We start from the raw sequence: 16,028 nt of genomic DNA on the forward strand, positions 1-16,028 counted from the left end.
CCCGCTACCTCCCCCAGCACCACCCGATAGGACGGCGAGTTGGCGGAGTGGTGACGCAGCGGATTGCAAATCCGTGTACACCGGTTCGATTCCGGTACTCGCCTCCAAACGATTGCAGTGACTGAGATGAAGTGCAGAGCGGAGAGGTTTCGGCGTCTGGACATTCTGCTTGTCTGCATTGGCAATCGATGGACTTCGACGGGCCTCAGTTCCTGCGGTAAATTCTTGGTATGATACCAGCTACCGCCGAGCTTTCGCCCAATATGCTGGCGCTTCGATCATTGGTGAGGAAGACCACCAACTTGCGGCTTTCCACCCTGAGAGCGGTTGCAAGCGCCGGACGGATCGGCGCCAAAGGTTCGCTTTTGGTCTGACGGCCTGGTGTCGGATCAGCGCATCGCCGGACATCTCCCATGCGCTGACCGGTACAGCTACAGCCGCGCCCCTGCGCTACGCGCCGGTGCCGGGTGCCAAGCGGGCAGGCTTACCGCTTTTTCATTTCACAGGGGCCGTGGCTCGGGTCGCTCCCTCCTGGCCGACGGGCCCCCGCACGCCCGGCTATGTTCGCCCGGTGCCGCCATCCGCTGGATGTGGAAGGTCCATCGAACGCCTCTGCGATGTGGGGACGCGCCACGTCTAGTCAACGATGGTTCGGGATCTGCTTGCAGATCATGCGATAGCGGACCCCTGCGGCGCGTCCTTATTCCTTGCTGCCGGTGCCACCCACCTGTTCCAACCAGTGCAGGAACAAGTCGCGAGGCTGATAGCTTGGCTCGTCCTTGGGCCAGACGAAATAGTAGGTGCCGATGCTGGTCTTGCTTTCCGACCAAAGCGCCACCAGGCGGCCGTCCTCCAGCTCGTTTTCCACAAGGTAGGTCGGCAGAAGTGCCGCCCCCATGTCGTGTATGGCGGCCTGGATCATCGAGGCGAACTGGTCAAAGAGCATTCCGACCGGGCACTCGACGTCCTCTCCAAGCGTCTGAGCCCATCTTTCCCAGGCATCCGGGCGCGTATCCAGGTGCAGGAGCGGGAGTGAAAACAGATCACTCAACGCGTTGACCCGAAGGCGCTCGGCAATCCTGGGCGAAGCCACGGGCACAACATATTCCCGCATGAGCTCATGGTAGGCGACATCGGACCAATCGCGTTGACCAAAATGGATGGCGCCGTGAAAGGGCTCGGCCGCAAAATCGAAGGGTTTGAGCCTTGTGCTGAGGTTCACGGTGACTTCGGGGTGGCGGGCCACGAAATCGGGCAGCTTGGGGGCCAGCCAGCGCACCCCGAAGGCCGGGAGCATCGCGATGTTCAGCTGCCCGCCGCGGGGATTGGCCTTCAGTCGCAGGCTGGCCGTTCCGATCTGTTCGAGCGCGGCCCTGACCTGCGTGCAGTAGTCGCGCGCTGCCGCGGTGAGCGTGATGGCCTTCCTGTCCCGCGTGAAGAGCGGAGTCTCCAGATAATCCTCCAGGACCTTGAGTTGGCGGCTCACCGCGCTTTGCGACACGCCCAGCTCAACCCCGGTCTGGGTGACATTGCCGGTCCGCTCGAAGGACTCCAGGGCGCGCAGCGCAGTCATCGGCGGCAGGAAGCGTCTCGGGTGCGGCATAGGTATGAGCCTTTTGCATGATCAATGCGATAATTGCGTTTCACATATGACCGGATGGCATGTCAAACAGCCCCTGCAACAGGAGCTTGAGATGCTTGTAAAGGCTGACCGAATAGAGGGGATGGCGCTTTCCGAGATCGTCGCGATTTCGGAAGAGGCCGCGCGCCTGCGCTCGGCAGGGCATGACGTTTTGGCATTGAGTACGGGCGAGCCCGACTTTCCGACGCCGCCGCATATTTGTGACGCAGCCCATAAGGCGATGCTGGCCGGCCAGACGCGCTATACGCCCACCGCCGGCACCGCTGCGCTGCGGTCTGCCATCGCCGAACAAGCTGGGGTAGAAGCGGCCAACTTGATCGTCTCGACCGGCGCCAAGCAGGTGCTGGCCAATATCTTTTTGGCCACGCTGAACCCCGGTGACGAGGTGATCGTACCCGCACCTTACTGGACGAGTTATTCCGACATCGTCGCGCTGTCTGGCGGGAAAACGGTTATCCTGCCCTGCCGTGCCGAAGCGGGCTTCAAGATGACGCCCGGGCAGCTGGAGGCCGCGATCACCCCGCGCACGCGCTGGCTGTTGCTGAACTCGCCGTCAAACCCCTCGGGCGCCGTCTACACGGCCGAAGAGCTGGCCGCGCTTGGGGAGGTTCTCGCGCGGCACCCCCATGTCTGGATCGCGTCCGACGAGATCTACGACCTGATCTGCTACGTGCCCTTCACCTCCTTCCGCGCGGCTTGCCCCGATCTGGCCGCGCGCACCGTCGTGATCAATGGCGTCTCCAAGGCCCATGCCATGACAGGCTGGCGGATTGGCTGGGGCATTGCCCCGGCGGAGCTGGTCAGGGCCATGATCGCCGTGCAGGGGCAGATCACCTCGGGCGCGTGCTCTGTCGCGCAGGCCGCCGCGTTGGAGGCGGTGACGGGCGATCAGACCCATATCACCGAGCGGAAGGCCGCCTTTCGTGCGCGCCGCGATCTCGTCGTGGCGGCGCTGAACGCCATCCCTGGCATCGCCTGCCCTGTGCCCGACGGCGCGTTCTACGTCTTCCCCTCCTGCGAGGGGGTGCTTGGCCTGCGCACCCCGGACGGCAGGCTGCTTGAGACGGATGCCGACTTTTGCGCCTATGTGCTCTCCGCCACCGGCCTTGCCATGGTGCCCGGGCGCGCCTTCGGGTTGCCGGGGCACCTCCGCCTTTCCTACGCTTATGCGCGCGCCGATCTCGAAGATGGCTGCGCGCGCCTGAACCGGGCCGTCAATGCCCTGACCTCGAACCAAAGGACAGCCTCATGACCCATCAGCAGATTCTCGACGCCTGCGGCCTCTCCGCCGCAGAAACCACCGGCGGCGCGCTTTCTGTGACCACCCCCGTGGATGGCAGCGAAATCGCCCAAGTTCCGATGCATACGGTGGCCGATGCCAAAGCCGCGATTGCCAGGGGTGTCGAGGCCTTCAACGCCTGGCGCAAGGTGCCCGCCCCGCGCCGGGGCGAGCTGGTCCGGCTTCTGGGCGAAGAACTGCGCCGCGAAAAGCAAAACCTCGGCCGCCTCGTGTCGCTGGAATGCGGCAAGATCTACCAGGAGGGTTTGGGCGAGGTTCAGGAGATGATCGACATCTGCGACTTCGCGGTCGGTCTCTCCCGTCAGCTTTACGGGTTGACCATCGCATCCGAGCGTCCGGGCCACTCCATGCGCGAAACATGGCACCCGCTCGGGGTTTGCGGCATCATCACCGCCTTCAACTTCCCCGCCGCGCCGTGGTGCTGGAACGCCGCGCTGGCCCTCGTCTGCGGCGATCCGGTCATTGCCAAGCCCTCCGAGAAAACCCCGCTGACCCAGCTTGCGATCCAGAAAATCTGTGAGCGCGCCATGGCCGCGTTCGGAAACGACGCGCCCGCCGGACTGATCCAAACGCTGATCGGCGAGCGTGATCTGGGTGAGGTGCTGACGGCCTCGCGCGATGTGGCGCTGATCTCGGCCACCGGCTCCGTGCCCATGGGCAAGGCGGTTGCGGCGGATATGTCCAGGAGGCTGGGCAAGACGATCCTCGAACTGGGCGGCAACAACGCCATGATCGTGGCCCCCTCGGCGGATCTGGAAATGGCCGTGCGGGCGATTGTCTTTTCCGCCGTGGGCACCGCAGGCCAGCGCTGCACCTCGCTGCGCCGTTTGATCGTGCATGATGACATCTACGACCAGCTGATCCCGCGCCTGACCAAGGTATACGAAGGCCTCGCCATCGGCAGCCCGCTGGAAGACGGCACCCTCGTCGGCCCGCTCATCGACGCAGGCGCCATGACGGCGATGGAGAACGCGCTTGAGCAGGCGAAAGCCGAGGGCGGCACCGTCCATGGCGGGGGCCGGGCGCTGGTGGATCAGTACCCCGATGCGGCCTATGTCTCCCCAGCTATCGTCGAAATGCCTGGGCAAAGCGCCATCGTGCATACCGAAACATTCGCGCCGATCCTCTACGTGATGAAGTACACCGGCCTCGATGAGGCCATCGCGATGCAAAACGCCGTGCCACAGGGTCTGTCGTCCTGCATCTTCTCGACCGATGTGCGCGAGACCGAGCATTTCCTCTCGGCCCAGGGCTCCGACTGCGGCATCGCCAACGTCAATATCGGCCCATCGGGCGCCGAAATCGGCGGGGCCTTCGGCGGCGAGAAGGAAACCGGCGGCGGGCGCGAAAGCGGCTCGGACGCCTGGCGCGCCTATATGCGTCGTCAGACCAGCACGGTGAACTACTCGCGCGAGTTGCCGCTGGCACAGGGCATTTCGTTCGAGATATGAGCACCGCACCCCGCCCCGACAGCCTTTGGGCCGACACCGCGCCGGACCGGGCCAGCTACGCCCCTCTGCGCGGTTCGGTCGCGGTCGATGTCGTGGTGATCGGCGGCGGGTTCACCGGGGTCTCGGCGGCCTATCACCTGGCCGCCAGCGGGGCCTCGGTGGCGCTGCTGGAGGCGCGAACCATCGGCTTTGGCGGGTCGGGCCGCAACGTGGGCCTCGTAAACGCCGGGCTCTGGACGCCGCCGGACGAGGTGGAGGAGAAGCTCGGCAAGGCAACCGGCGGGCGGCTGAACGAGCTTCTTGCCCGTGGTCCCAGTGCCGTGTTCGAGCTGATCGAAGCACATCAGATCCGCTGCGAAGCCACCCGGCAGGGCACGCTGCATTGCGCCCACTCACCGTTGGGCCTGCGCGACCTCGAAAACCGCTTTGCCCAGCAAGAGGCCCGCGGCGCGCCGGTGAGGCTGCTCGATGCCGCCGAAACCGCGCGGCGCACCGGCAGCGCGTCCTATTGCGGTGCCTTGTGGGACGGACGGGCCGGAACCATCCAGCCTTTGGCCTATGTGCAGGGGTTGGCCCGGGCCGCCGAGGCGCAGGGCGCGCAGATCTTTGAAGAGACCAGCGCCCTCACCATGACCGAAACCGCAAATGGCTGGACGATCCGCACCGCGAAAGGTGAGATCCGCGCCACGCGACTTGTTCAGGCGACCAACGCCTATGGCACCGGCGCGGCCGATGACAACGCGATCATCCCGGCGCATTTCTTCCAGCTGGCCACCGCGCCCCTGCCGGACGATCTGCGGCAAACCATCCTCTCGGGCGGCGAGGGCTGCTGGGACACGGCGCTCATCATGTCGTCCTTCCGGCTCGATCAGGCGGGGCGGATGATCTTTGGCGCGCTCGGTAACCTCGATGGCTTCGGCGGCGCGCTGCATCGCGGCTGGGCCACGCGCAAGATGACCAAGCTGTTTCCGCAGCTGGCAGGCATCCCCTTCGAGCGGGAATGGACCGGGCGCATCGCCATGACCGGCACCCACCTGCCGCGCATAGAACGGCGCGGGCGCACCGGCATTTCTATCTTCGGCTACAGCGGGCGCGGCATTTCCCCCGGCACGCTTTTTGGCCGGACCGCCGCCGGTTGGGCGCTTGGCACCGGCGAGCTGCCGATGCCGATCCTCGATCCGCGGGCCGAACCCTATGCCGCCGCCAAAGGCCTCTACTACGAGACCGGCGCCACCCTCACCCATCTCACGAACGGGCGCTTCTAGGCGCCGGAGGACCCCCCAATGACTCTATCCGCAAGCCATATCCGCGCCAATTTCTCCGCCGCGATGTCCGAGATGTACCGCAAGGAAGTGCCCGCCTACGGCACCCTCATCGAGATTGTCGAGGCCGTGAATGCGGGCGTGCTGGAGCGCGACGACAATGCGCTGGCCCTGACCCCCGGCGAAGACACCAACCGCATCAGCGCCGAACGCCACGGCGCGATCCGCCTCGGCACGCCCGAAGAGCTTGCCATGATGGGCCGCGTCTTTGCCGTCATGGGGATGGAGCCGGTGGGCTATTACGATCTGTCGGTCGCCTCCGTGCCCGTCCACTCCACCGCCTTCCGCCCCATCAGGCGCGATGCGCTGGCCGAGAATCCGTTTCGCGTCTTCACCTCGCTGCTACGGCTCGAACTGATCGCAGATGAGGCCCTGCGCGAGAAAGCCGCCGCCACGCTCGCGCGCCGCCAGATCTTCACCCAAGGCGCCCTTGCCCTGACCGAAAAGGCCGAGGCGGAAGGCGGCCTGAACGCCGAGGATGCCGAACGTTTCGTGGCTGAGGTGCTGGAAACCTTCCGCTGGCATCCCGAGGCCTGCGTCGATGACGCCACCTTTGAGGAGCTCATCGGTGCGCACCGGCTGATCGCCGATGTGGTCTCCTTCAAGGGCCCGCATATCAACCATCTGACCCCCCGCACGCTCGACATCGACGCGGCGCAGGCCGAGATGCTGGCCCAGGGACTGCCAGCCAAGGCGGTGGTGGAAGGCCCGCCACGCCGCGCCTGCCCGATCCTGCTGCGGCAAACCGCGTTCAAGGCGCTGAACGAGCCAATTCGTTTCCCCGTCGACGGCGGCTGGCAGGAAGGCCACCACACCGCACGCTTCGGCGAGATCGAGCAGCGCGGCGTTGCGCTGACGCCCAAGGGCCGCGCACTCTACGATAGCCTGCTAGCAGAGGTGCGCGCCGAGATCCTGCCCGCCGCCGACGGGTCGAACGCGGCCGAGTATGTGGCCAGGCTCGAAGAGGCCTTTACCGCCTTCCCCGACACCTGGCGTGCCCTGCACGACCAGGGCCTTGCCTATTTCAAATACGGCATCGGGCAAGGCGCAGCCACGGGCGACGATCTGCACAGTCTGCTCGATGCGGGCGCCCTGACCATCAGCCCGATCATCTACGAAGATTTCCTGCCGGTCAGCGCCGCCGGGATCTTCCAGTCCAACCTCGGTGACGAGGCCCGCTCCGATGCGCAGGCCGCCTCGAACCGCGCAGAATTCGAAGCCGCGCTCGGCAAGCCCGTCACCGATGAATTCGCGCTCTACGAGGCGATGCAGGCGGCCTCCTACGAAGCCGCATTGGAGCAGTTGAACGCGAGCGCGGCATGATCCTCCCAGAGGGCATTCGGGCGATCACCGAGCCGAGGGACATGGCCGCCTACCTTCAAGGCGTGCGTGGCGAAACCGGCAGAAGCCCGGCGGTCTTGCTGCCCGAAACGACGGAACAGGTGGCGCAATGCCTGCGCCATCTTCAAAGCACCGAAACGCCCTATGTCGCGCAGTCCGGCAACACAGGTCTGGTCGGGGCCTCCGTCCCCGATGACACGGGCGATCAGGTCGTCCTCAGCCTCTCACGCCTGCGCGACACCTTCGAAGTCGATCTGGCCAACCGCTCCATGCGGGTCAGCGCCGGGTTTCGCCTGTCGGAGGTCAATGACCGGCTGGCCGAACACGGGCTTTTCTTCCCGATCGACCTCGGCTCCGATCCGATGATCGGCGGCATGGTGGCGACCAACACCGGCGGCGCGCGCTTCCTGCGCTACGGCGATGTGCGCCGCAACACGCTCGGGCTGACGGTGGTTGCCGAGGGCGAGGTGCTCCGCCTTGGCAGCCCGGTGCGCAAGGATAACACCGGCCCCGACTGGAAGCAGATCCACATCGGCAGCTGCGGGTGGTTCGGCACCATCACCGAGGCGATCCTCAACCTGGAACCGCTCGTCACCGAACAGGCCACCGCCCTCGTCGTCCCCTCCAGCGATACCGCCATGCTGACCTTGCTGCGCCATCTGGAAACGCGCGTCGGCCCGCTGCTCTCGGCCTTCGAGTTCATGTCACGCGCCGCCATGGCACACAGCTTCCACCACGCGGCCTCGCTGAAAAACCCCTTTGCCCGTGGCGAGATCCCGGAAACCGCGTTGCTGATCGAGCTGTCCCGCCCCACGAAAGCCCCGTGGGACACGCCGCTGGAGGAGATTCTCGAAGCCGTTCTGGCCGAGGCCTGGGAGCTGGTCGACGCACCGATCGAAGACGCGCTCTTTGGCCGCCCCGAAGAAATCTGGGCGCTGCGCCATGCGCTCTCCGAAGGCGTGAAGTCGGCCGGGCCGCTCATCGCCTTCGACCTGGGCTTCACCCGCGACAAGGTGATCGCCTTCCGCACCGAGATGGCCCGCAAAATCGCGGCAGACTTCCCGATGATGGAGATCTGCGATTTCGGCCACCTGGGTGACGGCGGCCTGCACTTCAACCTGGTAAAAACCGATGGGCCGGTCGAGGCGGGCTTTGAGCAGGCGCTGCGCGACTATGTTGTCGAACAGGCCGTCACAGGCTTCGGCGGCTCCTTCAGTGCCGAGCACGGGATTGGCCCGAAGAACATCAAATACCTTGAGACCAGCCCGGTGCACCTGCCGCTTTCTACTCGTGATTACGGGAACCGACCGCCTTCGGGACATGCTTTCAACATGGGTGGCTAGCCACGAGCCACAGACCTAAGCAGCACGGATCGCATTGAATTCTGACATTCGGGTCGTACGGCCCCGGCGGGTCAGAGGCTGGCGGCGGCGCGGGCGGCCTGGTCGTAGCTGCCAGAGAGCGCGCGCAGGAGGGCGGCAAGGCGAGAGACATCGGCACGGTCCAGCCCGGTTTCCTTCAGCGAGCGGATCAACAGGGCTTCGCGCACCTGCCCGTAGCGCTGGCAAAGCTCGGCCCCGGCCTCGGTGATCGACACCGCCTTTTCCTTGCCCTTGCGCCCCTGCGCAATCAGCCCGCGCTCGCTCAGCTTGCGCAGGGCGTAATTGACGGTGTGGGTGTCCTCGATGTTCAGCACGAGGCAGATGTCGGCCAGCGTCTTGGGACGCTCACGATGGTGGACGAGGTGCAGTACCTGGATCTCCAGCGGCGCGAGGCCCGGAGCGCCCGCCGCCGCCATGCAGCGCGTCATCCAGCGCTGAAAGGCGTGGTTGCCCATGGCGATGGCAAACTCCATCTCCGACACTTCCGGCAGCGCCGAGTTTGCCAGATGCGCGGAGGAGACGACGGGGCCCACCTTGAATCTTTCGTCATCGGTCATCGCGTCACATCGTCCTTGGCAGCCAGAGCGCGATCTGCGGGAAAACCGAGAGGAGTGCAACCGCCAGAACCAGAAGCCCGAAGAAGGGCGCGGCATAGCCCGCGAGCTGGAGGATGTCGCGCCCGGTGATCTTTTGCAGCACGAAGAGGTTGAAGCCCACCGGCGGGGTGATCTGGCTCATCTCCACCACGATCACGAGGAACACGCCAAACCAGATCGGGTCGATCCCCACCGCCGTGACCATCGGCAGGATGATCGAAACGGTGAGGACGACGATGGAGATGCCATCTAGAAACATGCCCATGATGATGAAGAACACGGTGAGCGCGGCCAGTAGCGCATAGGGCGAAAGCTCCATTGCCCCGATCCACGCGGCCAGCGCACGCGGGATGCCGGTGTAGCCCATCGCCACCGTCAGAAAGCCCGCGCCCGCCATGATGAAGGCGATCATGCAGGTGGTGGTAGTGGCGGCGATCAGGCTGTCGCCCAGCCCGCGCAGGCTGGCCGCCCCGGTGGCCCATGCAAGGATCATCGCGCCCAGCACCCCGATCACCGCCGCCTCGGTGGGCGAGGCGACACCAGCGTAGATCGAGCCGATGACGGCAAAGATCAGCCCGACCACCGGCAGCAGGCGCAGCAGGGCGCGCAGGCTCTCGCCGTTTTCGGCTGGCGGCTCGACCTCGGGCATGCGGTGGCGGTTCATCAGCGACCAGAGCATGATATAGCCCGAGAACATCGCCGCCAGCATTACCCCCGGCACGAGACCGGCGAGGAAGAGCTGGGCGATGGATTGCTCGGTCGCCGCGCCGTAGACGATCAGGATGATCGAAGGAGGGATCAGAAAGCCGAAGGTGCCCGCGCCCGCCAGCGTGCCGATGGCGATTTTCGGATCATAGCCGCGCGCCAGAAGTTCGGGCACCGACATGCGCCCGATGGTGGCGGTCGTGGCCGCCGAAGAGCCGGAGACGGCGGCAAAGAGCGCGCAGCCCAGCACGTTGACGTGCAGCAACCGGCCCGGCAGGTGGCGACTGAATGGTGCGAGGCCCTGAAACATGTCGGAGGACAGCCGGGATCGGACGAGGATTTCACCCATCCAGATGAACATCGGCAGCGAGGTCAGATCCCAGATCGTGAGGCTGCCCCAAACCTTGGTGGCAAAGACCAGCGTCACCGGCGCGTTGGAGGCCGCCAGCATGGCCACCAGCCCCACCGCGATAAGTGCGAAGCCGATCCAGAGGCCCCCGGCCAGCGCGGCGAAGAGCACGATGACGAGAAGCGGAGCGAGGGTTGCGATCTCCATCACGCCTCCTCCTGCTGCGCTTCGGCGGCGGCATGGGCGGGTGTGCCGCCCCGCAGCAGCGTCACCAACCCGTCCAGCAGGGCGAGGCAGAGCAGCCCGAGGCCCAGCGTCATCGTGCCCTGCGGCAGCCAGAGGGGCACCTTGACCATGCCGAAGGACACGCTGTCATACACCCAGCTGTCCCAGGCTTGCAGCACCGAGGAGAGGGTGGCGAAGGCACAGAGGCCCAGCGCGACGATCAGCACCAGGGCCTCCAGCACGCGGGCCGCGCGCTCGGGCAGCGCCCGCGTCAGAAGCGCGACCCGCACGTGGCCGCCCCGCGCGAAGGTGCCCGCGAAGCCGAGGAAGACGGCGGAAAGAAAGAGGAAGCCGCCGATCTCGGCCAGCGAGGGCACGGTGATGCCGGGCGGCGCGGCGCCGATCAGGCGGGCGGCGCGGTCGATCAGGCGGCCCAGCACCTGCACCAGCACCAGCAGCGCGATGCCCGCGAAGCTGGCAGCCGCAAGGATCAGGGCGCCGGTGTAGAGGCGGTCGAGCATGGGTCGCATGGGGGAGCCTTCCCTTGGGTGGGCCGGGGCACGCGCGCAGGCGTCGCCCCGGCCAGGGCGCAGATCACTCGGCGCGGTAGGCGTCGACGACGGATTGGCCCTCTTCGCCGGCCTCTTCGAGCCATTCGGCCGTCATCGTCTCGCCGATGGCGGCCAGCTCGCCCTTCAGGGTGTCGCTCGGCATCATGACTGCCATGCCGTTGGCTTCCAGCTCGGCCACCTTCTCGGCGGTCTCGGCCTTCGACATTTCCCAGCCGCGGGTTTCGGCGGCGGCGGCGGCCTCCATCACGGCAGCCTGCACCTCTTCAGGCAGCGCCTCGAAGGCGCCGGTATTCACCACCACCATGTTCTTGGGCAGCCAGGCCTGAAGCTCGGTGTAGGTCGAGACGAAGTCCCACGCCTGCGAGGAGACGCCGGTGGAGGGCGAGGTGATCATCGCATCGGCGCGCCCGGTGGAGAAGGCGGTGGGGATGTCGCCGGTTTCGATCTGGGTCGGCACCGCGCCCATCAACTGGGCCAGCCGCTCGGTGGCATTGTTATAGGCCCGGAAGGCCGCGCCTTCGAGGTCGGCGGTGCTTTCCACCGGTTCCTTGGTGTAAAGGCTCTGGCCCGGCCACGGCACCGCAAAGAGCAGCGTCAGCCCCTGCGCGGCCAGCTTCTCTTCCACCATCGGGCGCGAGGCGGCCCAGAGCTTTTCGGCCTCGTCGTAATTGGAGGCGAGGAAGGGGATCGAGTCGATCGCGAAGATCGCATCCTCATTGGCCAGCCGCGACATCAGCAGCTCGCCGATGGGCGCGAGGCCCCGGCGCACCGAGTCCTTGATCTCGGGGTGGGCGAAGAGCGATCCGGCGGAATGCACGGTGATTTCCAGCTCACCACCCGTGGCCTCGCCCACATCGGCGGCGAATTCGATGATATTGGCGGTGTGGAACACGCTGTCGCCGTAGGGCGTGGGCATGTCCCAGCTTTCGGCGGCCAGCGGCGCGGCCAGCGCGGCGAGCGCGCCGGCGAAGAGCGGCATGCGAAGGATCTTTGTCATTGTGTCAGTCTCCCTGTCTGTTGGTCTTTTGGGCAGCGTAACCTGCCGGTGCCGTGTTGTCGTGCCTTCAGCCTGACAGACTCATTGACACTTCGTCAACAAAATGTAAGCGATTTATGTGAACGTTAGCGCGGAGATGATGAATGATTGAGCAGCAAAGCCATGAAAAGTGGGATTTCTGGGTGGATCGCGGCGGCACCTTCACCGATGTCATCGCCCGCCCGCCCGAGGGCCCGCTGGCCGCGATGAAGCTGCTTTCGGAGAATCCGGAGGCCTATGAAGACGCCGCGATCGAGGGGATTCGCCGCCATCTGGGTGCCGACAAGATCGACCCGGCGCGCGTCGGCACGGTGCGGATCGGCACCACGGTTGCCACCAATGCCCTGCTGGAGCGCAAGGGCGACCGCACGCTGCTGCTCACCACCCGCGGCTTTGCCGACGCGCTGCGCATCGCCTATCAGGACCGGCCCGACATCTTCGCAAAGGAGATCATTCTGCCCGAGCAGCTCTACGAGCGCGTCGTGGAGGTGGACGAGCGGGTGCGGGCCGACGGCACGGTGGAACAGGCGCTGGAGGCCGGGGCCGCCCGCGCCGCGCTGGAGGCCGCCAAGGCCGATGGAATCGACGCGGTGGCCATCGTGCTGATGCACGCCTGGGCGCATCCGGCGCATGAAGAGGCGCTGGCCGCGCTGGCCCGCGAGGCGGGCTTCGGGCAGGTCTCCGTCAGCCACGAGGTCTCTCCGCTCATCAAGCTGGTCGGGCGCGGCGATACCACGGTGGTCGATGCCTACCTGACGCCTATTCTCAGCCGCTACGTCAACCGCGTGGCCGGCGCCCTCGGCGCCACCCCGCCCGATGAGGCGGGGCCGACCCTGCTGTTCATGATGTCCTCCGGCGGGCTCACGGCGGCGGAGCGCTTCAAGGGGCGCGATGCCATCCTCTCCGGCCCGGCGGGCGGCGTGGTGGGCATGGCGCGCACCGGCCAGATCGCCGGGCATGACCGGGTGATCGGCTTCGACATGGGTGGCACCTCGACCGATGTGGCCCATTTCGACGGCAGCTTCGAGCGCGCCTTCGAAACCCAGATCGCCGGGGTGCGGATGCGCATTCCGATGGTGCAGGTGCACACCGTAGCGGCAGGCGGCGGCTCGGTGCTGCACGCCGATCCGGGCCGCTTTCGCGTTGGCCCCGACAGCGCGGGCGCCCACCCCGGCCCGGCCTGCTACCGCGGCGGCGGGCCGCTGACGGTGACCGACGCCAACGTGATGCTGGGCAAGCTCAACCCCGCTTACTTCCCCGCCATCTTCGGCCCCGGGCAGGATCAACCGCTGGACCGCGAGACCGTGGCCGCGAAGTTCACCGAGATCGCCGAGGGCAAGCCGCCCGAGGAGGTGGCCGAGGGCTTCCTGCGGATTGCGGTGGAGAGCATGGCGAACGCGATCAAGAAAATCTCGGTGCAGCGCGGACGGGACGTGACCGGCTACCTGCTGAACGCCTTCGGCGGCGCGGGCGGGCAGCACGCCTGCCTCGTGGCCGATGCGCTGGGGATGAGCCGGGTGCTCATCCACCCGCTGTCGGGCCTGCTTTCTGCCTATGGCATCGGGCTTGCACGGGTGACCGAAGCGCGCCAGCAGGGGCTGGAGACGCCGCTGGAGGGGGCGGAGGCCCTGGCTCCGCCGCTGGACCGGCTGGAGGAGGAGGTGCGCGCGGCGCTCGCCGAGCAGGGCGTGCGCGGCGAGATCGGCCTGCGCCGCCGCCTGCATCTGCGCTACGCGGGCACCGACACCGCCCTGCCCGTGGCCTGGGACGAGGATGTGCAGGCCGCCCGCGCCGCCTTCGAGGCCGCGCATGAGGCGGAGTTCGGCTTCACCGACCCCGAGGCCGAACTGATCGTGGAGGCCGTGGAGGTGGAGGGCGAAGCGCCCGACGCCACCACGCCCGACGCGCCGCATGCGCTGGAAGAGGGCGTCGCCGAGGTAGAGGCCCGCGTGCCCGTCTTTTCCGGCGGCACATGGCACGAGGCCGCTGTGGTCCGCCGCGCCGCCCTCACCCCCGGCCGCCACGTCGACGGCCCGGCGCTGGTGATCGAGCCGAACCAGACCATCGTGGTGGAGCCGGGCTGGCGCGCCGAGGTTTCGGCCCACGATCACGTGGTGATGGCCCGCACCGAGGCAGCCCAGCGCGCAGAGGCCGCCGGCACCCGGGCCGACCCGGTGCGGCTGGAGGTGTTCAACAACCTCTTCATGAACATCGCCGAGCAGATGGGCGTGGCCCTGCAAAAGACGGCGCGCTCGGTCAACATCAAGGAACGGCTCGATTTTTCCTGCGCGGTCTTCGATCGTGAAGGGGCGCTGGTGGCCAATGCGCCGCATATGCCGGTGCACCTTGGCTCGATGGACCGCTCGGTGGAGGCGGTGATCCGGCAGAACGCGGGCAAGGTGCGCCCGGGCGACGTCTTCGCCCTCAACGCGCCCTACAACGGCGGCACCCACCTGCCCGACATCACCGTTGTCACCCCGGTGTTCCGCAACGACGCCATCGTGTTCTGGACGGCGTCGCGCGGGCACCATGCCGATGTGGGCGGCGTCGCGCCGGGTTCGATGACACCGCGCGCCACCACGGTGGACGAGGAGGGCGTGCTGATCGACAACCTGCGGCTGGTGGAAGACGGGCGCTTCCGCGAGGCGGCACTGCGCGAGGTGCTCACCGATCACCCCTACCCCTGCCGCAACCCCGATCAGAACGTGGCCGACCTCAAGGCCCAGGTGGCCGCCAACGCGCGCGGCGCGGCGGAGCTGCACCGGATGATCGACCAGTTCGGCCTCGACGTGGTGCAGGCCTACACCGGCCACGTGCAGGACAACGCCGCCGCCGAGGTGTCGCGCGTGCTGGGGCGGCTGGAAGACGGCAGCTACGAGTATCCCACCGACACCGGGCAGGTGATCCGGGTCAAGATCACCATTGACCGGGAGGCGGGCGAAGCAACGGTGGATTTCACCGGCACCTCGCCGATGGAGAAGAACAACTTCAACGCGCCCGAGCCGGTGACGCGCGCGGCGGTACTCTATGTCTTCCGGGTGATGGTGGAGGCACCGATCCCGATGAACGCGGGCTGCCTGCGGCCGATCCGCATCATCGTGCCCGAGGGCTGCATGCTCGCCCCCACCTACCCCGCCGCCGTGGTGGCGGGCAACGTGGAAACCTCGCAGCATGTGACCAACGCGCTCTTCGGGGCGCTCGGCGCAATGTCGAACAGCGAGGGCACGATGAACAACCTGACCTTCGGCAACGACACCCACCAGTATTACGAAACCATCTGCGCCGGCTCCCCCGCCGGGCAGATGAACGATGGCCGGGTGTTCGACGGGCAGGCCGGGGTGCATGTGCACATGACCAACTCGCGCCTGACCGATCCGGAAGTGCTCGAAAGCCGCTACCCGGTTCTGCTGGAGCGCTTCGGCATAGATGCGGGCTCGGGCGGCGCAGGCCGGGTGCGGGGCGGTGACGGCACCACGCGGGTGCTGCGTTTCCTCGAGCCGATGAACCTGTCGATCCTGTCGTCGCACCGCGCCCACGCGCCGCAGGGCCTGAGGGGCGGCAGCCCTGGCCGCTGCGGGCAAACCCAGGTGCGTCGCCTCTCGGGCGAGGTGGAAACGCTCGCCGCCTGCGACCAGACCGAGCTGGAGGCAGGCGAGGCCGTGATCGTGGTGACACCAACGCCAGGCGGCTTCGGCAACTGAGCCGGGCGGATCGGGCCGGGCTTCTGCTCCGGCCCGATCCCGCCTATGGTCCGCCGCGTCACCCCGGCTACACAGGCAGGCTATGTCTTCCCACTCCACGGCCCCCGGCCTCTCCCAAGCGCTCGCCGAATTTGCCTGCACCACCGGGTATGACGACATCCCCGAAGCCGTTCGGGAGCGGGCCCGCATCCACATGCTCGACGGTCTCGGCATCGCGCTGGCCTCGCAGGCCTTCCCCTTCGCCGCGCCGATGCTGGCAGCGATGGACGATTTGGGCGCGCCCGGCCCGGCGACGATCATCGGCACCGCCCGCAAGACCGCCCCGCGCGATGCGGCGCTGGCTAACGGCGTGCTGATCCACGGGCTCGATTTCGACGACACCCACATGGAGGCCATCCTCCACCCC

Annotated in this window: 12 protein-coding genes and 1 tRNA gene; 8 read left to right on the forward strand and 5 right to left on the reverse strand. The window is 67.1% G+C overall.

Features of this window, described 5'->3' with window-relative positions:
• Positions 1 to 33: 33 nt before the first annotated feature.
• Positions 34 to 107 (forward strand) — tRNA-Cys (locus DYI42_RS20100).
• Between the two features lie 593 nt (positions 108 to 700).
• Here the strand turns inward: DYI42_RS20100 and DYI42_RS20105 are convergent.
• Complete coding sequence (locus DYI42_RS20105) at positions 701 to 1,573, reverse strand: LysR family transcriptional regulator (protein ID WP_244868047.1); 873 nt, start codon at positions 1,571 to 1,573, stop codon at positions 701 to 703.
• Between the two features lie 76 nt (positions 1,574 to 1,649).
• On the opposite strand from DYI42_RS20105, the gene DYI42_RS20110 reads away from it, so the two are divergent.
• Genes DYI42_RS20110 through DYI42_RS20130 form a run of 5 tightly spaced genes read left to right on the forward strand, consistent with a single transcriptional unit; the run spans position 1,650 to position 8,399 of the window.
• The gene (locus DYI42_RS20110) at positions 1,650 to 2,894 is read left to right on the forward strand and encodes a pyridoxal phosphate-dependent aminotransferase (RefSeq protein WP_244868048.1); all 1,245 of its coding nucleotides are present in this window, start codon (positions 1,650 to 1,652) and stop codon (positions 2,892 to 2,894) included.
• Positions 2,891 to 4,393: an L-piperidine-6-carboxylate dehydrogenase gene (gene amaB, locus DYI42_RS20115; RefSeq protein ID WP_213548401.1), complete on the forward strand. Its 1,503-nt coding sequence runs from the start codon at positions 2,891 to 2,893 to the stop codon at positions 4,391 to 4,393. The genes DYI42_RS20110 and amaB overlap by 4 nt, the downstream gene beginning before the upstream one ends.
• Positions 4,390 to 5,658 (forward strand): NAD(P)/FAD-dependent oxidoreductase, encoded by a 1,269-nt coding sequence (locus tag DYI42_RS20120; protein ID WP_213548403.1) that lies wholly within the window; start codon positions 4,390 to 4,392, stop codon positions 5,656 to 5,658. Before amaB ends, DYI42_RS20120 begins: the two co-directional genes overlap by 4 nt.
• 18 nt (positions 5,659 to 5,676) lie before the next feature.
• A complete protein-coding gene (gene hglS, locus DYI42_RS20125; RefSeq protein ID WP_213548405.1) occupies positions 5,677 to 7,038 on the forward strand; it encodes a 2-oxoadipate dioxygenase/decarboxylase HglS in 1,362 nt (453 codons plus the stop codon).
• Positions 7,035 to 8,399, forward strand: coding sequence for an FAD-binding oxidoreductase (locus DYI42_RS20130; RefSeq protein WP_213548407.1), 1,365 nt, complete (start codon positions 7,035 to 7,037; stop codon positions 8,397 to 8,399). The genes hglS and DYI42_RS20130 overlap by 4 nt, the downstream gene beginning before the upstream one ends.
• A gap of 71 nt (positions 8,400 to 8,470) precedes the next feature.
• On the opposite strand, the gene DYI42_RS20135 is transcribed toward DYI42_RS20130, so the two are convergent.
• The 4 genes from DYI42_RS20135 to DYI42_RS20150 all read right to left on the reverse strand — a co-directional run bounded on the left by DYI42_RS20135 (position 8,471) and on the right by DYI42_RS20150 (position 11,882).
• A complete protein-coding gene (locus DYI42_RS20135; RefSeq protein ID WP_440870656.1) occupies positions 8,471 to 8,995 on the reverse strand; it encodes a winged helix DNA-binding protein in 525 nt (174 codons plus the stop codon).
• A gap of 4 nt (positions 8,996 to 8,999) precedes the next feature.
• On the reverse strand, positions 9,000 to 10,295 hold the full coding sequence (locus tag DYI42_RS20140) for a TRAP transporter large permease (protein ID WP_213548409.1): 1,296 nt from the start codon (positions 10,293 to 10,295) through the stop codon (positions 9,000 to 9,002).
• Positions 10,295 to 10,834, reverse strand: a complete 540-nt coding sequence (locus DYI42_RS20145; RefSeq protein WP_244868049.1) for a TRAP transporter small permease — start codon at positions 10,832 to 10,834, stop codon at positions 10,295 to 10,297. The genes DYI42_RS20140 and DYI42_RS20145 overlap by 1 nt, the downstream gene beginning before the upstream one ends.
• Before the next feature lie 73 nt (positions 10,835 to 10,907).
• Positions 10,908 to 11,882 (reverse strand): TRAP transporter substrate-binding protein, encoded by a 975-nt coding sequence (locus DYI42_RS20150; protein ID WP_244868050.1) that lies wholly within the window; start codon positions 11,880 to 11,882, stop codon positions 10,908 to 10,910.
• Between the two features lie 143 nt (positions 11,883 to 12,025).
• On the opposite strand from DYI42_RS20150, the gene DYI42_RS20155 reads away from it, so the two are divergent.
• Positions 12,026 to 15,622, forward strand: coding sequence for a hydantoinase B/oxoprolinase family protein (locus DYI42_RS20155; RefSeq protein WP_213548413.1), 3,597 nt, complete (start codon positions 12,026 to 12,028; stop codon positions 15,620 to 15,622).
• 82 nt (positions 15,623 to 15,704) lie between these two features.
• Positions 15,705 to 16,028 (forward strand): MmgE/PrpD family protein (locus DYI42_RS20160; protein ID WP_213548415.1); only part of this gene is annotated, 324 nt, incomplete at its 3' end.

This window comes from Vannielia litorea (genome assembly GCF_018424695.1).
In the GTDB taxonomy this organism is placed as follows: Bacteria; Pseudomonadota; Alphaproteobacteria; order Rhodobacterales; family Rhodobacteraceae; genus Vannielia; species Vannielia litorea_A.